Source organism: Bradyrhizobium sp. i1.15.2 (genome assembly GCF_040548425.1).
Taxonomy (GTDB): Bacteria; Pseudomonadota; Alphaproteobacteria; order Rhizobiales; family Xanthobacteraceae; genus Bradyrhizobium; species Bradyrhizobium canariense.
Map to the genome: position 1 here is coordinate 443,549 of NZ_JBEPRQ010000001.1, position 19,351 is coordinate 462,899.

At 63.9% G+C, this 19,351-nt stretch carries 17 protein-coding genes and 1 pseudogene; 5 read left to right on the top strand and 13 right to left on the bottom strand.

Translation table 11 applies throughout. From position 1 onward, the window contains the following. Positions 1-117: 117 nt before the first annotated feature. From ABIB80_RS02150 to ABIB80_RS02170, 5 genes are read right to left on the bottom strand one after another with little or no spacing between them, the layout of a single operon-like run. The gene (locus tag ABIB80_RS02150; protein WP_007597798.1) at positions 118-810 is read right to left on the bottom strand and encodes an AprI/Inh family metalloprotease inhibitor; all 693 of its coding nucleotides are present in this window, start codon (positions 808-810) and stop codon (positions 118-120) included. Continuing rightward, a complete protein-coding gene (locus ABIB80_RS02155) occupies positions 810-1,799 on the bottom strand; it encodes a 2-hydroxyacid dehydrogenase (RefSeq protein WP_007597799.1) in 990 nt (329 codons plus the stop codon). The genes ABIB80_RS02150 and ABIB80_RS02155 overlap by 1 nt, the downstream gene beginning before the upstream one ends. Beyond that, a complete protein-coding gene (locus ABIB80_RS02160) occupies positions 1,799-2,617 on the bottom strand; it encodes an ABC transporter permease (protein ID WP_007597800.1) in 819 nt (272 codons plus the stop codon). The genes ABIB80_RS02155 and ABIB80_RS02160 overlap by 1 nt, the downstream gene beginning before the upstream one ends. Further along, positions 2,614-3,444, bottom strand: coding sequence for an ABC transporter ATP-binding protein (locus ABIB80_RS02165; protein WP_007597804.1), 831 nt, complete (start codon positions 3,442-3,444; stop codon positions 2,614-2,616). The genes ABIB80_RS02160 and ABIB80_RS02165 overlap by 4 nt, the downstream gene beginning before the upstream one ends. 10 nt (positions 3,445-3,454) lie before the next feature. Continuing rightward, positions 3,455-4,477 carry an ABC transporter substrate-binding protein gene (locus ABIB80_RS02170; RefSeq protein WP_354126994.1) on the bottom strand — a complete coding sequence of 341 codons (1,023 nt, stop codon included), beginning with the start codon at positions 4,475-4,477 and terminating at the stop codon, positions 3,455-3,457. Positions 4,478-4,615: 138 nt separating this feature from the next. Between ABIB80_RS02170 and ABIB80_RS02175 the strand changes: the two genes are divergently transcribed. The 3 genes from ABIB80_RS02175 (at position 4,616) to ABIB80_RS02185 (ending at position 8,203) form a co-directional block, all read left to right on the top strand. After that, complete coding sequence (locus tag ABIB80_RS02175; RefSeq protein ID WP_007597807.1) at positions 4,616-5,422, top strand: creatininase family protein; 807 nt, start codon at positions 4,616-4,618, stop codon at positions 5,420-5,422. A gap of 139 nt (positions 5,423-5,561) precedes the next feature. Further along, positions 5,562-5,825 carry a hypothetical protein gene (locus tag ABIB80_RS02180; protein WP_354126995.1) on the top strand — a complete coding sequence of 88 codons (264 nt, stop codon included), beginning with the start codon at positions 5,562-5,564 and terminating at the stop codon, positions 5,823-5,825. A gap of 395 nt (positions 5,826-6,220) precedes the next feature. Continuing rightward, positions 6,221-8,203 carry a carbohydrate porin gene (locus ABIB80_RS02185; RefSeq protein ID WP_354127109.1) on the top strand — a complete coding sequence of 661 codons (1,983 nt, stop codon included), beginning with the start codon at positions 6,221-6,223 and terminating at the stop codon, positions 8,201-8,203. A 7-nt stretch (positions 8,204-8,210) separates the two neighbouring features. Here the strand turns inward: ABIB80_RS02185 and ABIB80_RS02190 are convergent, their stop codons facing one another. Continuing rightward, positions 8,211-8,942 (bottom strand): sulfite exporter TauE/SafE family protein, encoded by a 732-nt coding sequence (locus ABIB80_RS02190; RefSeq protein ID WP_354126996.1) that lies wholly within the window; start codon positions 8,940-8,942, stop codon positions 8,211-8,213. A 117-nt stretch (positions 8,943-9,059) separates the two neighbouring features. Further along, complete coding sequence (locus ABIB80_RS02195; RefSeq protein ID WP_354126997.1) at positions 9,060-11,135, bottom strand: methyl-accepting chemotaxis protein; 2,076 nt, start codon at positions 11,133-11,135, stop codon at positions 9,060-9,062. Between the two features lie 241 nt (positions 11,136-11,376). Here ABIB80_RS02195 and ABIB80_RS02200 point away from each other — a divergent pair, with 241 nt between their 5' ends. Continuing rightward, positions 11,377-12,672, top strand: coding sequence for a hemolysin family protein (locus ABIB80_RS02200; RefSeq protein WP_219679107.1), 1,296 nt, complete (start codon positions 11,377-11,379; stop codon positions 12,670-12,672). 74 nt (positions 12,673-12,746) lie between these two features. Here the strand turns inward: ABIB80_RS02200 and ABIB80_RS02205 are convergent, their stop codons facing one another. The 3 genes from ABIB80_RS02205 to ABIB80_RS02215 all read right to left on the bottom strand — a co-directional run bounded on the left by ABIB80_RS02205 (position 12,747) and on the right by ABIB80_RS02215 (position 15,802). After that, positions 12,747-12,989: a PilZ domain-containing protein gene (locus tag ABIB80_RS02205; protein ID WP_007597823.1), complete on the bottom strand. Its 243-nt coding sequence runs from the start codon at positions 12,987-12,989 to the stop codon at positions 12,747-12,749. A 99-nt stretch (positions 12,990-13,088) separates the two neighbouring features. Further along, positions 13,089-14,810 (bottom strand): FMN-binding glutamate synthase family protein, encoded by a 1,722-nt coding sequence (locus ABIB80_RS02210; RefSeq protein ID WP_354126998.1) that lies wholly within the window; start codon positions 14,808-14,810, stop codon positions 13,089-13,091. A 218-nt stretch (positions 14,811-15,028) separates the two neighbouring features. Continuing rightward, positions 15,029-15,802 carry a ferredoxin--NADP reductase gene (locus ABIB80_RS02215; protein WP_007597827.1) on the bottom strand — a complete coding sequence of 258 codons (774 nt, stop codon included), beginning with the start codon at positions 15,800-15,802 and terminating at the stop codon, positions 15,029-15,031. A 399-nt stretch (positions 15,803-16,201) separates the two neighbouring features. On the opposite strand from ABIB80_RS02215, the gene ABIB80_RS02220 reads away from it, so the two are divergent. Then, the gene (locus ABIB80_RS02220; RefSeq protein WP_354126999.1) at positions 16,202-17,005 is read left to right on the top strand and encodes an ATP-grasp domain-containing protein; all 804 of its coding nucleotides are present in this window, start codon (positions 16,202-16,204) and stop codon (positions 17,003-17,005) included. Between the two features lie 19 nt (positions 17,006-17,024). Here ABIB80_RS02220 and ABIB80_RS02225 read toward each other — a convergent pair whose 3' ends face one another. From ABIB80_RS02225 to ABIB80_RS02235, 3 genes and pseudogenes are all read right to left on the bottom strand, one after another. Further along, positions 17,025-17,873, bottom strand: a complete 849-nt coding sequence (locus ABIB80_RS02225) for an amidohydrolase family protein (protein WP_354127000.1) — start codon at positions 17,871-17,873, stop codon at positions 17,025-17,027. Positions 17,874-17,972: 99 nt separating this feature from the next. Further along, positions 17,973-18,227, bottom strand: a pseudogene (locus tag ABIB80_RS02230) (aldo/keto reductase); the annotation flags it as partial. A 102-nt stretch (positions 18,228-18,329) separates the two neighbouring features. Continuing rightward, positions 18,330-19,262, bottom strand: coding sequence for a sugar-binding protein (locus tag ABIB80_RS02235; RefSeq protein ID WP_247426944.1), 933 nt, complete (start codon positions 19,260-19,262; stop codon positions 18,330-18,332). Between the last annotated feature and the right edge of the window lie 89 nt (positions 19,263-19,351).

Here is a 19,351-nt window from a genome sequence, read left to right on the forward strand (position 1 = left end):
TCCTGTTGAGGCGAGACGCGGCCAGTTCGGCCGCGAAATCAGCTCGCTATTGGGATGACGATCCAGCCGGCGCCGGATCGACATCAGCAACGGGAAAATTGCGAGGCCGGGCGAACGCTACTGGCGCAGCATGATCAGGGGATCGGCGGTATCGGGGACGCGCCGCCATTGCGCGTTGTCGTCGGCCTCGAACTGCCAGGCCTCACCGGCCTTCGACAGCAGGATGATCTGGCCGCGGTCGAGCCGCCATTGCGTCGGGTTGAACTGCGCGATCGCCGCATCGCATTTCGGCTTGAGGAAGACCTGGAAATTGTCCGGCCCGGCTTCCGTGTTGGTCAGCGTCAGCCCGCAGACCGGCTGGCCGTTGCCGCGCACGATCGACCAGTCGCCGATCATCTGGTCCATCGACTTTGCCATCGAGCGGGCGGCGGCAAGGTCCTGCAGGATGTAGACGCCCTCGCCCTGCCGCAGGCCCTCGAAGATGCCGGCCTCGACCTCGGTGAAGTCGATCACGGCTTCACCACTCGAATCCTGCAAGCGGACGATGTCGAGACCCCTGACGCTCCAGGCGACGATGTCCTTGGTGAAAGGCAGCGCGGCCTTGCAGGCCGGCTCCAGCTCGAGCTTGAAGCCTTGAGCGGCGGCGTCCGCCTTGAGCGTGACGACGCAGGTCTTGCTGCGCTCAGTGGTCGAGAGCTCCCACTGCCCGGGCATCTCCTTCTTCAGGGTCGTTGTATCCTGCGCCTGCGCGATGCCGATCGCGGCAACGCATGCCGCGATCACAGATGCTAGGACCCGAAGACCTCCCATCAGCGTCCCCTAAACGGCGTTTCCGCAACCGGCGTCAATGGCGCCTTGCCTGAGAACCAGGACTTGAGATTGTCGACCACGAGCTGATCCATCGCGTTGCGCGTCACCACCGAGGCCGAGCCGATATGCGGCAGCAGCACGACGTTCTGCATGGTCTTGAGCTCGTCCGGCACGTTCGGCTCGGCCGCGAACACATCGAGACCGGCGGCAAGGATGGTGCCGGACTTGAGCGCCTGGACCAGCGCCGGTTCGTCGATCACCGAGCCGCGCGCGACGTTGACCAGCACACCGCGCGGGCCGAGCGCCTTCAGCACCTCGGCATTGATCATCTTGTTCGTGCTGGCGCCACCGGGCACGATCACCATCAGCGTGTCCACGGCCTTCGCCATCTCGATCAGGTCCGGGTAGTGCTTGTAGGAGACGTCCTTGGACGGATTGCGGGTGTGATAGACCACCGGCACCAGCGAGGCATCGAGCCGGCGTGCGATCGCCTGTCCGATCCGGCCCATGCCGACGATGCCGACCTTGCGATCGCGCAGCGAGCCGACGCTGAGTGGATAGTTCTGGGTCTGCCAGAGACCCGAGCGCACATAACGGTCGGCCTTGATGAACTCACGCACCGTGGAGATCAGAAGGCCCATCGCGACGTCGGCGACCTCCTCGGTCAGCACATCGGGCGTATTGGTGACGATGATGTTGTGCTCGGCGGCGTATTTGGCATCGACGTGGTCGTAGCCGACGCCGAAGCTTGCCACCATCTCGATCTTGGGCAATTGCGACAGCGAATCCCTGTCGGCGCGCACGGTGTGATAGGTCACCGCCACGCCGCGGATCTTTTCGCGGATTGCCGGCGTCAGCCGCTCGAGATCGCCCCGCGTCTCCGCCTTGTGCACGACGAAATGATCGGAAAACCCGTTCTCGAGGATCGGCCGGACCGGCCCATAAATCAGGAGGTCGATCTTTTCGGACGAAATCGAACCGGTGGTCATCAGTTGTCCTTTCCAAGCGCGCTCTCGTGCCAGCGCCGTAAAACGAGGTGGGAAACTAGCGCCAGCACCCCATAGATGACAATCCCGGCCAGCGACAACAGCAGCAGCGCTGCGAACATGCGGGGTATGTTCAAGCGGTAGCCGGATTCTGCGATCCTGTAGGCGAGCCCGGAGCCGGCCCCGGCCGTTCCCGCCGCGATCTCGGCCACGACCGCGCCGATCAGCGACAGGCCGCCGGCAATGCGCAGGCCGCCGAGAATATAAGGCAGCGCCGCCGGCAGCTTGAGAAAGCGCAGGGTCTGCTGCGGCGAGGCGCCATAGAGCTGGAACAGGCCCGCGAGGTTGCGATCGACCGAATTGAGCCCGAGCGTGGTGTTCGACAGCACCGGGAAAAAGGCGACGATGAAGGCGCAGACCACGACCGCGGTCTGCTGCTCCAGATAGATCAGCAGCAGCGGCGCGATCGCGATGACAGGCGTGACCTGAAGCACCACGGCATAGGGGAACAGCGATGCTTCCACCCATTTGGACTGGTTGAACAGCAGCGCCAGCGCGATGCCGCCGATACTGGCCGCGACAAAACCTTCAAGCGTGGTCAGCAGCGTCGCGGCGAGCGATTGTGACAGCACCGACCAATCCTTGATCAGTGTCACGAATATGACGGAGGGCGCCGGTAGCACGTAAGGCGGGATGTCCTTGATGCGGACCACGAGCTCCCAGGCGAGAAGTCCCGCCGCGAACACGATGACCGGCAGCACGAAGCGCACCGCGCGTTTTGCGCCGGACGGCTTCGCAGTGACGGAAGCTTGCGCGTTCATAGCGTCGACTGCCCCGCATAGGACGGCGCCAGCGCCGCCGACACTTTCCGGCAATAATCGGAATAGGCGACTGAAGTGCGAAACTCCTCGCCACGCGGCTCGACCGTCTCGATGCGGAAGTCGGCCTGGATGCGGCCCGGCCGCGCCGTCATGACCACCACGCGCTGCGACAGATAGACGGATTCGAACACCGAATGCGTGACGAAGATGACGGTCTTGCCGAGCCTGCGCCACAGCGCGAGCAGATCGTCGTTGAGGCGGAAGCGCGTGATTTCGTCGAGCGCCGCGAACGGCTCGTCCATCAGGAGGATGTCTGGGTCGGTGACGAGCGCGCGCGCCAGCGACACCCGCATCTTCATGCCGCCGGAGAGCTCGCGCGGAAAGGCGTCGGCGAAATCGGCAAGCCCGACGCTTGCCAGCGCCTCGTCGGCACGCGCGCGCGCTTCCGCCTTCGGAACGCCTGCGAGCTTCAGCGGCAATCGCACGTTCTCGCGCACGCTGGTCCAGGGCATCAGGGTCGGTTCCTGAAACACGAAGCCGATGCCATGACCTGGTTGAACAAGACTTGGCTGCACCTTGCCCTCGCGACGCGCCAGCCTCACGATTCCGGACGACGGCGCGCTGAGCTCGGCAATCAACCGCAGCGCGGTGGATTTGCCGCAGCCTGAGGGGCCCAGCAGCGAGATGAACTCGCCCTTGCGCACCGCAAGATCGAGCGGGCCGAGCGCCAGCACGCCGTTGTCATAGGTCTTCGTCACGCCGCGCAGGCTGACAGCCAGGGCCGTCAGGCCGGCCTCGACCCCCGCCGACGTTTGGACTGATGACATCGGCCTTGCGCTACGGCTTGCTCGGGCGCAGCTCGGCGCCGACGCCCTTGTTGACGAAGCGCAGCGTATAGGATTTGCGGAAATCGAGGTCTGCCTTTACGACGCCTGCCTTCACCATCTTGTTGAAGAAGGAGGTGTAGCGCTCGTCGCTCATCGCGCCGATGCCGTTCTTCAGCGAATCGCCGGAATCGACGATGCCGTATTCCTTCATCTTGGCGACAGAATAGGCGAGCAGCTCGTCGGTCATTTCCGGATTGAGCTTCTTGATCATGGCGTTACCCGCGGAATTGTCGCGGTAGATGTAATTGTACCAGCCGACCATGGAGGCATCGACGAAGCGCTGCACCAGGTCAGGCTTCTTCTCGACCACGTCGCGGCGGCTCTCGATCAGGGTCGAATAGGTGTTGAAGCCGTAATCGGCGAGCAGCAACACGTTGGGCTTGAAGCCGGCGGCCTTCTCGACCGCGAAGGGCTCGGAGGTGACGTAGCCCTGCATCGCGCTCTTGGGATTGGCGATGAAGGGCTGCGGATTGAAATTGTAGGGGCGAACGTTCTTCTCGCTGAAACCGTATTCGGATTTGAGCCACTGGAAATAGCTGGTCATGCCTTCCTTGGAGACGAACAGCGTCAGCGGCTTGAGGTCCTCGATCTTGGTGACCTTGGCATCGGGTTGCGTCAGCATCACCTGCGGATCCTTCTGGAACACCGCGGCGATCGTCACGACCGGGACGTTGTTGGCGACCGCGTCGAACGACATCAGCGTGTTCGCGGCCATGAAGAAATCGATCTTGCCGGCGATCAGGAGCATCCGGTTGTTTTCGTTGGGACCACCGGGAACGATGGTGACGTCGAGCCCATATTTCTTGTAGGTGCCGTCGGCGACGGCCTGGAAAAAGCCGCCATGCTCGGCCTCGGCGACCCAATTGGTGCCGAAGGTGACCTTGTCCAGGGTCTCGGCGCGCGTCGGGACCACCGAGACGAAAGCGGCCATCAGACCCGCCGTTAAGGCTCGCCGCAGATGAGAGGGGCTCATGATGGGACTCCGTCGATCGCTTCTAGCCGATGTCCAAGCAACGCGATAAAACCGCAAGACATTCAGGGACGCGAGCCGGCCTGGCCCGCGTCCCCTGATACCCCAAATTACGCGACAAATTCGGGCAAAGAAACCTTGATGACGCCTTCCCGCGACTGGACCGAGATCCGCTGGGCCGATGCCAGCCCCGCCGAGGTGTCGCGCTGGATCGCAGTGCTGCCGCTGGCGGCGACCGAGCAGCACGGCCCGCATCTGCCGCTCGAGACCGACGTGCTGATCGCCGACACCTATCTCGCGCGGGTGCGCGAGCTGCTGCCCGAGAGCGCTCCGGCCAGTTTCCTGCCCGTTGAACCGATCGGGATTTCCACCGAGCATATCGACTATCCGGGCACGCAGACGCTGCCGACCGACATCGCGTTGAAAAAATGGACCGCGATTGGCGAAGATGTCGCGCGTCGCGGATTGAAGAAGCTCGTCATCATCACCAGCCATGGCGGCAACAGCGCGGCCATGATGCTGATCGCGCAGGATCTTCGCGCGCATCAGAAGCTGTTCGTGGTGACGACGTCGTGGTCGCGGTTGTCGGGCGCGGACAGCCTGTTCCCGGCCGACGAAGTGCGCCACGGCATTCATGGCGGCGCGGTCGAGACCTCAATCATGCTTGCGCGCTATCCCGATCAGGTACGCGGTGATGCGATCGCGGATTTTCCCGCGAGCAGCATCGCGATGGAGCAGCAATATCGCTGGCTGTCGACGCAGCGACCCGCACCATTCGCCTGGCAGGCGCAGGATCTCAACCCAAGCGGCGCGGTCGGCAATGCGACGCTGGCCGTGGCCGCGAAGGGCGAGCAACTGATCGACCAGGGCGCCCGCGCTTTTTGCGAGCTGCTTGCCGAGGTCGATAACTTCGACGTGAACAGGCTCGCCGAAGGCCCGCTCGGTTAGCGCTTATCCTGCTGGAATCATTCGGGAAAGTTTCAAAGTCGATCTCCGCTTTTGCCGGTTTCGAACCGGACGCGCGGAGCCTCCGTCCAACTCGGTACGCGGGCCACAACGGACCGCCTCAACCCGGATGGAGTTTCACATGTCGATCAAGACCAAGATTTTCGCAGTTGCCCTCACCGCGCTCACCCTGACCGGCAGCGTCGTCGCCACCACCTCGCAGGCGCAAGCCAAGCCGCTCGGCTGGGGCGTCGGCGTCGGCCTGGGCATCGCCACCGCCGCCGTCGTCGGCTCCGCGATCGCCGCCAGCAACGACCCCTATTACAACGGCTATCATCGCTGCGGCTGGGCCGCCCAGTACAACGCCTACGGCCAGTACGTTGGCCGCGTTCGTACCTGCTTCTGATTTGAGTCCCTGAGGCCGATCTCACGTGGATCCCGCGTCCGACACGGGCGCCTCATCCACCCCGTGTCGTGCCCCCGACCCCGCCCGGATGTCCCCCCGGGCGGGGTCAACTGTTTTTGCGCCTCGGAATTTGTTGCAGTCCCGTCACAGAGCGGTGCGAACCATCCTCTGCGGCAATCCGCATCAGTTGCTATTGCGAATTAATCGCAATAAGGTTCGCAACAGGCTCAGGAGCTTGGGAAGAAATCGGGCCGGATCGAGATCATCTCGTTCGATCGCGGAGCACCTAATCCTGATGACAGGGTCGCCGCGAATCGGCAGGGATAGTGCGGCGAGTGGACACACTCGCTTTGGGGGCGTGCGTTTTGACGTTGAGGGGTCACCGTTACAGGTATTTGCGGACGGCCGCGGCGATTGCCTCGGGCGTCTTGGCTTTGCCCGCCGCCAGCCGCGCGGCTGATCTGCCGCTGAAGGCACCAGCGCTGAAGGCCGTCTATGACTGGACCGGCCTCTACATCGGTGCGCATGCCGGCTACAGCCTCGGCTCGTCGCGCTCCGCGCTGAACGACGGCACCGGCATCAACGACAGCGGCGTCTTCAGCGGCATGATCGGCGGCGTGCAGGCCGGCTACAATTACCGTCTCAATTCCGGCTGGCTTCTCGGCGTCGAAGGGGATTTTTCTTTTCCGAACTACATCACCTCCAACTCGATCGTTTCCGTCCTGGCGACACCCGCCAACACCGTCACGCAGCAATGGGACTACACCGCGAGCGTGCGCGGGCGCCTCGGCTACACCAGCGGTCCATGGCTGGTCTATGCCACCGGCGGCTTTGCTTGGATGGGTGAGCGCTATTTCGACACGCCGGCCGCAGGCGAAGCAGTCCCGAAAATCCTGAACACGCGGCCCGGCTGGATCGCGGGTGCTGGCATCGAATACGGTTTCGCGCCGCATTGGAGCGCACGGGTCGAATATCTCTACAGCCGCTTCGACGGCGGCAATGTCGCCTTCTCCACGGGCGCCCAATACAATTCTTCATCGCTCGACTTCCAGTCGGTCCGGCTTGGCCTCAACCGCAAGGTCGATTGGCCGGGCATGCCGAGCTACAATCCCAAGAGCTCGGGAATCGGCTCGCTGATCGACACGGAATCGGATCGCTGGGAGATCCACGGCCAGAGCACGTATCTGCCGCAAGGCTATCCTTCGTTCCCCGCCCTCTACACCGGGCCGAACTCGCTCTCGCCATCACGGCAGGCCAAGGCGACCTGGAGCAACAGCCTGTTCCTGAACGCAAAGCTGTGGGACGGCGGCGAGGTCTATTACAATCCCGAACTGCTGCAGGGATTTGGATTGAACGACACCGTCGGTGCGGCCGGCTTCCCGAATGGCGAAGCGCAGAAGTCGAACTTTCCCTATCCGCATTACAACACCTCGCGCCTGTTCGTGCGCCAGACGTTTGGCTTTGGCGGCGAGCAGGAAGAGCTCGCGAGCGGCCAGTTGCAGCTCGGACAGAAGGTCGACGTTTCCAGGCTCACGGTGCAGGCCGGCAAATTCCCCGTGATCGACGTGTTCGACGGCAACGCCTACGCCAAGGACACCCGCAAGGACTTCATGAACTGGTCGCTGTGGGCGCCAGGCGCCTTCGACTATTCCGCCGACAAGGTTGGCCTCACCTACGGCGTCACCGCCGAGCTGAACCAAAAGCAGTGGGCGTTGCGCGGCGGCTACTTCCTGATGGTCGCCGAGTCCAATTCGAATCATTTCGACACCAGGGTCGGCGAGCGCGGCCAGTACGTGCTCGAGCTCGAAACGCGCTTCTCGCTGCTTGGCCAGCCCGGCAAGCTCAGGACCATAGGCTGGCTCGACAGCGCCAATATGGGCAGCTTCCGCGAGACGCTGAACAATCCGGCGCTCAATCTCGACATTGCGCAGACCCGGCGCGGCCGTCTGAAGTATGGCTACGTGCTCAACCTCGAGCAGGCGATCACCGAGGATGTCGGTCTGTTCGGCCGTTGGAGCTGGAATGACGGCAAGACCGAGACGCTGGCCTTCACCGACATTCACCGCAGCCTGTCCGGTGGTCTTTCGATCAAGGGCACGAAATGGGGCCGGCCCGATGACGTGATTGGCGTCGGCGGCGCCATCAATGCCATCTCGCAGGATTATCGCGACTTCCTGGCCGCCGGCGGCCTCGGTGTTCTCATCGGCGATGGCGCGCTCAACTACCGCCGCGAGCGCATCCTCGAAACCTATTACGCCTATGCGCTGAACAAGAATCTCACCCTCACCGCCGACTACCAGCTGATCGTCAACCCCGCATACAACGCTGATCGCGGCCCAGTGTCGGTATTCTCGGGACGGCTGCACGGCGAGTTCTGAGCGCGGCTCAGAACAGCAGCGCGACGCCCGAGACGAACAGCAGCGCAAGCACAATCTTGCGGAACGTGGCCTCGTCGATGCGGCCGAACAGTTTCAGCCCGAGCCACGTTCCCGCAAAGAGAAACGGCAGGCCGAGCGCGAACAGCTTTGCGGTGTCGAGCGTGAGCGCCCCTTTGGCGCCCAGAAGCAGCGCCGCCGTGGCAAACACCACGACCGCGACGGGCTGGAAGGTGGCGCGCTGGACGTCCTTGGGTAGGCCGCGCAGATTGCACCAGATGGTGATGATGATGCCGGCGAGACCGGTCAGGCCGCCGAGCAGGCCGTTGACGAAACCGATCGTCATGTCGGCGGCCGGCGGCACGATTGTAGCGACCTTGAGCTGCGGCCTGAAGAACGCGTAGAGGCTGTAGACGATCAGGATCACCCCAACCGCGATGCGGACGCTCTTGGGATCGGCCGAGGTCAGGAGTGACACGCCGACCGGCACGCCCACGACGGCACCGATCATGAAAGGCCATAGCCGGCGCCAGTCGAGCGCACTGCGCAGCTTCCAGACCGAGTAGCCCTGCACCAGGAGGCCGAAGCCGACGATCAGGCTGGCGCTCTGAAGCGGCGTCAGCACGTAAAGCCACAGCGATGCAGCAACGAGGCCGAAGGCAAAGCCGGAGAGGCCGGCGACGAACGCGCCGGCGAAAGTGGCCAACAGGAAAAGCGGTAGTTCGATTGTGATCCCATCCATTGCTCGCTCCAAGCATCAGCGAGCAGCGCTTGCGTGGGATCACCACTTCACGGGGAGGCTGCGACATCCCCGGTGGTGCAAGCCTAGGTGAAGCCGCTTCCCTCCACAATGACCTTGTTACGCGGCCCGGATCGCATCCAGGAACTTCCCGACCTCGACCTTGAGACGGCTGCTCTCGCCGGACAGCGACTTCGCTGACGCCAGCACGGTGGAGGAGGCCGATCCGGTCTGGCTCGCGCCGCGCTGCACGTCGACGATGCTGGCGGAGACCTGTTGGGTGCCGCGTGCCGCCTGCTGCACGTTGCGGGAAATCTCCCGCGTCGCCGCGCCCTGCTCCTCGACTGCGGAGGCGATCGCCGATGCGATCTCGGACATCCGGGTGATGGTGTCGCCGATCGACTTGATGGCGCCGACGGAATCCTCCGTCGCGCTCTGGATTCCCGTGATCTGCTGGCTGATCTCGCCGGTGGCCTTGGCGGTCTGCTCGGCCAGCGCCTTGACCTCGGAGGCGACCACGGCGAAGCCGCGCCCGGCCTCGCCGGCGCGCGCCGCCTCGATCGTTGCATTGAGCGCCAGAAGATTGGTCTGGCCCGCGATCTGGCTGATGAGCTCGACCACGTCGCCGATCCGGCCGGCAGCCTTGGCGAGCTCGCCGACATAGTCGTTGGTCCGCGCGGCCTGCTGCACCGCTTCGCTGGCCACCCGCGCGGAATCCTGGACCTGACGGCCGATCTCGTCGACCGAGGACGCCATTTCCTCCGCGGCGGCGGCAACGGTCTGCACGTTGGTGGAGGCCTGTTCGGAGGCGGCCGCGACCGTCGCGGTGACCTTTTCCGATTGATCGGCGGTACTCGTCAGCGTTCCCGCCGACACTTCCAGCTCCGACGATGCCGACGACACAGTGTTGATGACGTCGCCGATCAACGCTTCGAAATCGCGCGCGATCTGGTCCATGCGCTGGCTGCGCCGGAGTTTTGCCTCGGCTTCGACCGCGGCGGCCTCGTCGGCCGCCTTCTTGGCGGAGAGCGAGTCCTTGAAGTGCTGGAGCGATCCCGCCACCTGGCTGATCTCGTCATTGCGGCCGGTCACGGGAATCTCGACCTCGTGCTGCCCAGCGGCAAGCGTTGCGATCACGTCCGCGAGCCGGCCCAGCGGCGTCACCACGCGCCGGCGCAGCATCATGGTCACGCCAGCGAGTGTCCCCAGCAACGCCAGCACCGCCACGCCCGCGAGCGCGAGCATCGCAAGCGCGCCGTCGCGCGCGGCCGAGGCGCGCTCGGCAGCTTCGACCAAGGCGGCATCGCGCACGCCGTAGAACATCTGGATGGCGGGTACGATGACGTTGGCCAACTCTTCGGCGTTGATGCCGTACTTGCCGTCGCCACGTGCCGCGGGCATCTCCTTGTCCACGATGAGCGCTGCTTTCCCGAAATAAGAATCCGTCGCCGCCTTCTGCGCGCTGGCGATGCGGGGCGGGCTTCCGAGCTGGTCGATGCCGGCCTCGATGCGCTCGCGGTCGGCCTCGACACGTCCCTGCATCCGATCCATCAGCGAGAATTCGACCGCCGTGAGCGGTCGGCGTGCGCTCAGCGCCGGCGACAGCGAGGCGGCGCGGCTACCGGCCGAGACGCGCAGATCCTGCGCCGTTCGCGCCAGGCTCAACAGTGCCGCAAGCGAGGAATCGGCATTGATGACCTTCGCTTCGAGCCGGTTCATGATCGGCTCGATATTGCCGATGACCTCGGCAACGCCCGGAAGGAAGCCCTTGATCGCAGCGCTGTCGCGCGTCGCCAGCGGAACGCTCATCGCGCGATCTGCCGCGGTGGTGATATCCTTGAGCCGCCGCGCGGTACGGTCCAGGTTTTCGATCATTGGCCCGGAATCATCCAGCACCATGATGGCGCGCCTTGCCCCCTCGAACGCGACATCGACCGCTTTCGCCGCCTTCGCGGCGGCTTCGATCTGGACCTGGGTCGCAGCGTTCTCCTGGAAAATCGGGGAAATGTAGGGGGCACGAAGGCTAGCAATGTGCTGACTGACCGTCAGGGTCGCACCAAAGGCGTCGACCGTCTTGATCGCGTCGGAGCGGTTCGCGAAGATGCGCGCCTGGGGTATCAGCACCTCGGCGCCAAGGATGACTGCAAAAACCGTCACCGTCAGCATCGACAGCGCAAAGAGCTTCCCGATCCGCATCTGATCCCCCGAATACATTCCTGCAAATGCCGAAAACTTAGCCGGTTGCCGCTAAGAGCCCGTTAAGCAACGGCATGCCCGTAGTTCCGCGGAGTATTGGGCTTCGAGTGCCTTCCGGACGGTGTCGCCGAAGTTCCTTCGCGATGCCGGATACGACAGAATCGTCGGCATTTCTCCCCCGAATACCTATATCAAGGCCTGTGTCGCCATCCGCGCCACACTCCATTACCTCGGAACATCAATGCTCTCCGCCGAACTCGCCATCGTCGTCGTCCTGATCGTCATCAACGGCTTGCTGTCCATGTCCGAGCTGGCCGTGGTCTCGTCACGTCCGGCCCGGCTGTCGATGCTCGCCGCCAAGGGCGTCCGCGGCGCCGAGCGGGCGCTGACGCTCGCGGCCGATCCCGGCAAATTCCTCTCGACGGTGCAGATCGGGATCACACTGGTCGGCGTCCTCTCCGGCGCGTTCTCGGGCGCGACGCTCGGACAGCGGCTGACGCAATGGCTGCTCGAGCTCGGCCTGTCCGCAGGAATTGCCGACATCGTCGGCGTGGGCCTGGTTGTCACGCTCATCACCTACGCCACCCTGATCGTCGGCGAGCTGGTGCCGAAGCAGGTGGCGCTGCGTGACCCCGAGAGCATCGCGGTCAGGGTTGCACCCGCGATGCACGTGCTTGCGAAGGTCTCGCTGCCGCTGGTCTTCCTGCTCGATCTCTCCGGCAAGCTGATCCTCACGCTGCTCGGCCATGGCGGCAAGTCCGAAGAGAAGGTCTCGGAAGACGAGATCCATCATCTCGTCAGCGAAGCCGAAAGCGCGGGCGTGCTCGAGTCAGGTGAAAAGGAGATGATTGCGGGCGTGATGCGGCTCGGCGATCGGCCGGTCGGCGCGATCATGACGCCGCGCACGGAGGTCAACGAGATCGACCTGAATGATACGCCGGAGAGCATTCGAGCGACCATCGCCAAGAGTCCGCATTCACGCTTTCCCGTCTCCGACGGCGACCGCGACAAGCCGATTGGCGTGCTCCAGGCCAAGGACCTGCTGGTCGCCTTCATGAACGAGCGCACGCCGGATTTGCGCGTGCTGGTTCGCGAGGCGCCCGGCATTCCCGCCTCAGCCGATGCCCGCGACGTGCTGGCGATCCTGAAGGCTGCGCCGGTGCATGTGGGCCTCGTCTACGACGAATACGGCGCCTTCGAAGGCATCGTGACGACGGCTGACATTCTGGAATCGATCGTCGGCGCCTTCCATTCCGAGGAAGGCCCACCGGAACCGGCCTACGTCAAGCGCGCGGACGATTCGCTGCTGGTCTCAGGCTGGATGCCGGTCGACGAATTCGGCGAGCTGCTCGGCATCGAACTGCCGCCGCACCGCTACAACACCGTCGCCGGCCTCGTGCTGCAACAGTTCAACGTGCTGCCTGATGTCGGCGACGCCTTCGACTTCGGCGACTGGCACATCGAGGTGGTCGATCTCGACGGACGGAGGATCGACAAGATTCTCGCGAGCCGGCGGAGCGAAGTAGAAACGGGGTGAGCGAGCGGCGACGTGTTGAAATGCAGATCGCCGCACTAAGCTTCACGTCGTCCCGGCCTAGTGCGCTGGAGCCCTCACCCGAACCTCACCCCGATCCGCTTTTCCTTGCGCCAGATCACGGTGCAGGCGAGATGTGTTCCGTCGGCCTGGACGAACAGGCTGAAATGGTCGGGGATACCGACGGGACTGCTGACGTCGAGCGCGGCGCCGGTATCGGACAGGTTGCGGATGGTGCAGTCGATCGCGCCGCCGCCGCCGAACTCGATCGTTCCGGCCTTCAGCACGCGATGCCTTGCCTTGTCGCGCCGCTCATCCATGGCGACAATCTACACCCAAAGTTGAACCAAACGTTAAACGCAGTCCTCGTTGCGATGCTTTTGCGCGCGGGGCCTGCGGCCTTGCAAGTGGACCGGCGCCTACAGCGCCGGCTGGAACGTCTCTGTCCGCGCCATCCGCCAGGCGTCGCGGAAGCGCGGGTCTTCGGTGCCTTCGAGCAGTTCGCCCGGACGCAGCGACGGATAAAGCTGCGCGAACGATTTCACGTCCGTCGTCGAGGTGCGCTGCGAGAAATGGATCGGGCGCAGCTGCTGCGGATGTTCGAGACCGGCCGCGGCGATCAGCTCGGTCAGCGAGTGCAGCGTCGCAAGGTGATAATTGTGCACGCGGTCGATCTTGAGCGGCACATAGAGCGCACGCGCACGCGTCGGGTCCTGCGTCGCGACGCCGGTCGGGCAGCGGTCGGTGTGGCAGCTCAGCGACTGGATACAGCCGAGCGAGAACATGAAGCCGCGTGCCGAATTGCAGTAGTCCGCACCGATCGACATGGCACGTGCCATGTCGAACGCGGTGGCGATCTTGCCGGAGGCGCCGATCTTGATGCGGTCGCGTGCGTTGATGCCTATCAGAGCGTTGTGGACGAAATTGACGCCCTCCCGCATCGGCATGCCCAAATGGTCCATGAACTCGAGCGGCGCGGCGCCGGTGCCGCCCTCGTTGCCGTCGACCACGATGAAGTCAGGATAGATGCCGGTCTCGATCATTGCCTTGCAGATCGCCAAAAATTCCCAGGGATGGCCGATGCACAGCTTGAAGCCGGTCGGCTTGCCGCCGGCGAGCTTTCGCATCTCGCCGATGAACTGCATCATGCCGACAGGTGTCGAGAAGGCGCGATGCGAGGCCGGCGAGATACAATCCTCACCCATCGCGACGCCGCGGATCTTGGAAATCTCCTCCGAGACTTTCGCCGCCGGCAGCACGCCGCCATGACCGGGCTTGGCGCCCTGGCTGATCTTGAGCTCGACCATCTTGATCTGGTCCTGGCTCGCGACGCGCGCGAAGGCTTCGGGATCGAAGGCGCCGTCGAGATGGCGGCAGCCGAAATAGCCCGAACCGATCTCCCAGATGATGTCGCCGCCCATCTCCGCGTGATAGGGGCTGAAGCCGCCCTCGCCGGTGTCGTGCGCGAAGCCGCCCTTCTTGGCGCCGGCATTCAGCGCGCGCACGGCGTTCGGGCTGAGCGCGCCAAAACTCATCGCGGAGATGTTGAACACCGAAGCCGAATACGGCTTGGCGCAATCCGGTCCGCCGATGGTGACGCGGAATTTCTCCTCGGCATGCGCCTTCGGCGACACCGAATGATGCATCCACTCGTAGCCCTCGCGGTAGACGTCCTCCTGGGTGCCGAACGGACGCTTGTCGAGCTGCATCTTGGCGCGCTGATAGACCACCGCACGAATGTCGCGCGAGAACGGCATGCCGTCCTTCTCGCTCTCGAAGAAATACTGCCGCATCTCCGGGCGAATTTCTTCGAGCAGGAAGCGGATATGCGCCGAGATCGGGTAGTTGCGCAGGACGGCGTGGCCCTTCTGCATGAGGTCGCGGACGCCCAGCAGCGTCAACGCGCCGAAGATCAGAATCGGGATCAGCAGGATGTCGAAGATCTTGCGGTCGGCGATGCCGATGCCGATTAGCAGCGCGGTGACCACCGCGCAGATCGTCAGGACGATGAAGCGCGGGGAGAATGGCAGCAGCAGGGTTTCCATGATCCCCTCTTCCACCAGCGGCAGCCGTTTGGCGGATACGTTGGCCGATAAGTGAGGCGATTCCTGCGTCTTATTCTCGTCGGCCACGATTCCCATCCTCTCGCCAGCATGAGGCGGTACGATACGCCCGCGCCTGTCATACGGATATGACGCGGCGGTTGTTTCAGGCTAGCGAATTCGGCGGGGACAAATCAATCAGCCCGATGGGCGGGCTGCTGCGGTGCAGCAGAGCCCGGAATGGATGGCCATTAACCGGTCAAGGTGCTTTACCCAGGCAAGCGTCCTGGCTTTCGCCAGGACGACGCCGAGAGGGCCTACCGCTCGACGAAGGCCTTTTCGATCACGAAATGGCCGGGCTTGTTGCCGGAGCCCTCGACGAAGTCGCGGCCCTCGAACATCAGTTTCAGCTCTTCGAGCATCGCCGGGCTGCCGCACATCATGATGCGGTCGGTCGCAATGTCGAGCGGACCCTGGCCGATGTCGTTGAAGATCTGCTCGGAGCTGATGAGATCGGTGATGCGGCCGCGGTTCTTGAACGGCTCGCGGGTCACGGTCGGGTAGTAGATGAGCTTGTCCGCAAGCAACTCCCCGAACAGTTCGTCCTCGCGAAGACCGGCGACGAGCTTCTCGCCATAGGCGAGCTCGGAGACCTGACGGCAGCCATGCACCAGCACGATGCTGTCGAACTGGTCGTAAACCTCGGGGTCCTTGATCAGGCTGGCGAAGGGCGCCAAGCCCGTGCCGGTCGAGAGCAGCATCAGCCGCTTGCCGGGGATGAGGTTGTCGGTGATCAGCGTGCCGGTCGCCTTGCGGCCGACCAGGATGGTGTCGCCTTCCTTGATCTTCTGGAGACGCGACGTCAGCGGGCCGTCCTGAACCTTGATCGAGAAGAACTCGAGCTCTTCCTCGTGGTTGGCGCTCGCCATGCTGTAGGCGCGGAGCAGCGGACGGCCCTCAACCTCGAGGCCGATCATCGCGAACTGGCCGTTCTGGAAGCGGAAGCCGGAATCCCGGGTCGCGCGAAAGCTGAACAGGGTGTCGGTCCAGTGCTGGACGGAAAGAACCTTCTCTCGGTAAAACGCGCTCATGATTTTCGATATTCCGAATAATTGCGGTTTTAGGGCAAAAGCGTTGCCCGGCCCCTGAAAGCGGAGCGGACACCATTGCCATGGCGGAGGATTTCGCGAGTGTGATCTACGCCATTGAGACCAATAATCAACCTCGTTCCGGATGCAATTGATGCCGGCAAACCGGCATTTGCGGCGGAAATGGTCACACCATTAATGGATCTGCTGTCCGGCGCATGCGGAGGGCAATTTCTTTTCCCTCCGGGGCTCGAATACAGCACTTAATTTCCGTAGTGCTCGCGAGAATTTCATTAAGAATAGCTCTGATTTCACCCCCGTTTGGCGCCGTTTCCCGGATTTTTGCGGCTTTTGGCGCCAAGATCGACTGGAACTGACGACTGGCACTGGCGACTGAGACACATGGCGAGCGGCGAGCGGATCTTCGTGCAGGCGATCAAGCGCTATTGCGCGACCCATGGCATCGCGCTCGATGTCCGCGCCGATGGCTGGCTGCTCGCGATGCGCCGGGGCGAGCAGCGCCACTTCGCGTTCGGCTACGACATCGGCCTCAACAGCGCCATCGCGCACCGCCTGGCCAACGACAAATCGGCCGCCGCCGAGGTGCTGGCGCTCGAGGGCGTGCCCTGCATTCCCCATCGCCTCTTCCTCAATCCGAAGTTGGGCGAGAAGGTTGTCGGCGTCGCCTGGCGAGAGACCATGCTGGCATTGCTTCACGACAATCCGCAAGGCGTGGTCGTGAAGCCGAACGACGGGACGTCGGGACGATCCGTCTTCAGGGTAACGACGGAAACAGAGCTCGATCATGCGGTTGGCGAAGCCTTTTCGATGAGCGCCGGACTCGTGATCTCACCCTATGTCGTGATCGAGGATGAAGTTCGCGTGGTCCTGCTCGACGATGTGCCACTCGTCGTCTACAGCAAGCAGCTTGGCCCGGATTGGCGGCACAATCTCGATGCGGGTGCAACGCCCGTGCTGATGCGGGACGACGATCTACGCGCAGCCTGCGCAAAGCTCGCCATCGATGCCGCCAATGCCATCGGCATCACCTTCGCATCGATCGACCTCGTGCACGTCGACGGCGTCTGGCGTGTGCTCGAGATCAACTCAGGCGTGATGATGGAGGCGCTGGCGAAGCTGCATCCGGAGCTGGTGCAGACGACGTACGATGCGGCGCTGGATCGGGTGTTCGGGGACGAACACTGAGCGACACGCGCTGGCGACTTCAGCTCACCGCCAGCCGATACGCAGCCTTGGCATTCACGCCGAACGCCTTCTCCCTCACCTGCGGCCCGAGCTCCATCAGGCACGCCTCCAGCGCGCCCTTGATCTCGCCATAGCTTCCCGCGAGCAAACATACCGGCCAGTCCGAGCCGAAGATCAGGCGATTCTCGCCAAAGCAGGTCGCGGCGTGCGCGACGAATGGAAACAGCCGCTCCGCATTCCAGTCGCTCCACACCGCTTCCGTCGCCAGCCCCGAGACCTTGCACCAGACATTGCCGCAGGCCGCGAGTGCCGCGATGCCATTGGACCATTCAGTGCTTCCGCCATCGGCGATCGGCGGCTTGGCTGCGTGGTCGAGCACGAAGCGCGCCTGCGGGAACGCTTGTGCGGTTGCGATCGCGGCCGGCAGCTCGCGGGTGCGGACCAGGAAATCGTAGGCGAGATCGTGCGCGAACACGGCCGTGAGGCCGCGCTGGACGTCCTCGCGCAACAGCCAATCCGGGTCGGCCTCGTCATGGACCTGGTGGCGGATGCCGACCAGCTTGTCGCCGCCGGGCGAAGCACGCAACTGCTCCAGCGTCTCGCCAAGTTCAGCGTCGGTCAGATCGGCCCAGCCGACGATGCCAATCACTGACGGCGTCGCATGCGCGATCCGCAAAAATTCCTCGGTCTCCGCCAGTGCGGAGCGGCACTGCACCAGGATGCTCGCGTCGATGCCGTTGGCTTTCAAGAGCGGCGCGAGATCGGCCGGACCGAAGGCACGCCGGAGCGGCGTGAGCTCGGGCGCGTCCATCCAGGGATAGTCGGCGCGCGCGGGATCCCAGAAATGCTGGTGAGCGTCGACGATCATGCCTTACGCTCCGCCCGGCAATGGTGCGCGGGCATCGACGAGTTTTCGCCCACGCAGCTCCCAGCTCATCTGCGTGCCGTGCTTGCGGCAGAGCTCGTCGAGCAGGCGATCGACCTTGGTCGAGATGGCGAAGGAGTCACGGGGTTGTTGCCGCAGGAATGCGCCAAGGCGTCGCTCCGCGAGGCCAAAGCCGTAGAGCGGCGCGGTGTCGAAGAAGCGGATTCCGAGCGACCAGGCGCGGGCGATGGTCGCTTCCGCATCGGCATCGCTGACGGGGGTGAACAATCCGCCGAGCGGGGCGGAACCGAGGCCGAGTGAGGTGACATCGAGAGAGCCGAGCCGCGACCTTTTCATTCCCACTGCCTCAACAGTCTTCCCAATAACCAAAATCATCTCTCCCGCTTGCGACAAGCGCAAGCGGGAGAGGCACGCAGGAGCGCGGGGCTGGCGACGCTCCTACTTCAACATCTGCGCAACGTTGTCCTTGGTGACGAGATCGAGGCCGGTATAAACGATCTCCGGCACCTTCTCGCCCTTCTTGATGGCGAGCAGCGTGTCCATCGCCTTCTCGCCCATCTCGAACGGACGCTGGCCGACCAGCGCATTGGCATAGCCATCGCGCAACAGCTCGAGCTGCATCTTCAGCGTATCGGCCACGACAAGCGTGAACTTGCCGGAATCGATATCCTTCTTGTACCTGGACGCGAAGGCCTTGAAGCCTTCGGGGGCGAACATCGGCCAGCCGCCGATGGGAACGATCGCGGCGAGGTCGGGCGTCGCGGTGCGCATGTCAGTCATCTGCTGAACCGCCAGCGCGGGATCGTCATTGCAGAACGTGGGAGAGCCCGCGACCTCGGTCCATTTCGAGCCCTTCAACGCCTCGCGGACGCCGTCGACGCGCTCGGCGAGGTTCTTGGCGCCGGGACCACCCGAGACCATGGCGTATTTGCCACCGTCGGGCCGCAGCTTCAGGAGCTGCTTGCCGAGGGCGACGCCGAACTCCTTGTTGTTGGTGCCGATATAGGCGATGCGCTTGGCGCCGGGCGCATCGGCGTCGAAGGTGATGACGGGGATGCCGGCCGCGGTCGCCGCGTCGATCGACTTGGTCATCGCCGCAACGTCGGCAACCGAAATGGCGAGGCCGTCGACCTTCTGGGTGACGAAGTCCTGGATGATCTGGGCCTGCGTCGCCGGCTCGTGCTCGACCGGCCCCTTGTAGATGCACTCGATATTGCCGAGCTCCTTGGCACGCTTCAGGCAGCCGTCGCGCGCGAAATCGAAGAACGGATTGTTCATCGCCTTGGGCACGATCACGAACCGGTAGTTTGCGGCAAACGCCGGCGTAGCCATCATCGCGACCGCGATGCCGGCAAGTAGAAATTTCCTCATCGTCTCCTCCACCCTTCTTTGGCGCCTGTCCTCTCAAGATCGTCCGGGAAGCGGACAGGCGGCATTTTCGTTGCCGTCCCGGAACGATT

Bases quoted from the DNA above. Each gene is read 5' to 3' on its own strand.
- ABIB80_RS02150 (WP_007597798.1), bottom strand. From the start codon at position 810: ATGGGAGGTCTTCGGGTCCTAGCATCTGTGATCGCGGCATGCGTTGCC.
- ABIB80_RS02155 (WP_007597799.1), bottom strand. From the start codon at position 1,799: ATGACCACCGGTTCGATTTCGTCCGAAAAGATCGACCTCCTGATTTAT.
- ABIB80_RS02160 (WP_007597800.1), bottom strand. From the start codon at position 2,617: ATGAACGCGCAAGCTTCCGTCACTGCGAAGCCGTCCGGCGCAAAACGC.
- ABIB80_RS02165 (WP_007597804.1), bottom strand. From the start codon at position 3,444: ATGTCATCAGTCCAAACGTCGGCGGGGGTCGAGGCCGGCCTGACGGCC.
- ABIB80_RS02170 (WP_354126994.1), bottom strand. From the start codon at position 4,477: ATGAGCCCCTCTCATCTGCGGCGAGCCTTAACGGCGGGTCTGATGGCC.
- ABIB80_RS02175 (WP_007597807.1), top strand. From the start codon at position 4,616: ATGACGCCTTCCCGCGACTGGACCGAGATCCGCTGGGCCGATGCCAGC.
- ABIB80_RS02180 (WP_354126995.1), top strand. From the start codon at position 5,562: ATGTCGATCAAGACCAAGATTTTCGCAGTTGCCCTCACCGCGCTCACC.
- ABIB80_RS02190 (WP_354126996.1), bottom strand. From the start codon at position 8,942: ATGGATGGGATCACAATCGAACTACCGCTTTTCCTGTTGGCCACTTTC.
- ABIB80_RS02195 (WP_354126997.1), bottom strand. From the start codon at position 11,135: ATGCGGATCGGGAAGCTCTTTGCGCTGTCGATGCTGACGGTGACGGTT.
- ABIB80_RS02200 (WP_219679107.1), top strand. From the start codon at position 11,377: ATGCTCTCCGCCGAACTCGCCATCGTCGTCGTCCTGATCGTCATCAAC.
- ABIB80_RS02205 (WP_007597823.1), bottom strand. From the start codon at position 12,989: ATGGATGAGCGGCGCGACAAGGCAAGGCATCGCGTGCTGAAGGCCGGA.
- ABIB80_RS02210 (WP_354126998.1), bottom strand. From the start codon at position 14,810: ATGGGAATCGTGGCCGACGAGAATAAGACGCAGGAATCGCCTCACTTA.
- ABIB80_RS02215 (WP_007597827.1), bottom strand. From the start codon at position 15,802: ATGAGCGCGTTTTACCGAGAGAAGGTTCTTTCCGTCCAGCACTGGACC.
- ABIB80_RS02220 (WP_354126999.1), top strand. From the start codon at position 16,202: ATGGCGAGCGGCGAGCGGATCTTCGTGCAGGCGATCAAGCGCTATTGC.
- ABIB80_RS02225 (WP_354127000.1), bottom strand. From the start codon at position 17,873: ATGATCGTCGACGCTCACCAGCATTTCTGGGATCCCGCGCGCGCCGAC.
- ABIB80_RS02235 (WP_247426944.1), bottom strand. From the start codon at position 19,262: ATGAGGAAATTTCTACTTGCCGGCATCGCGGTCGCGATGATGGCTACG.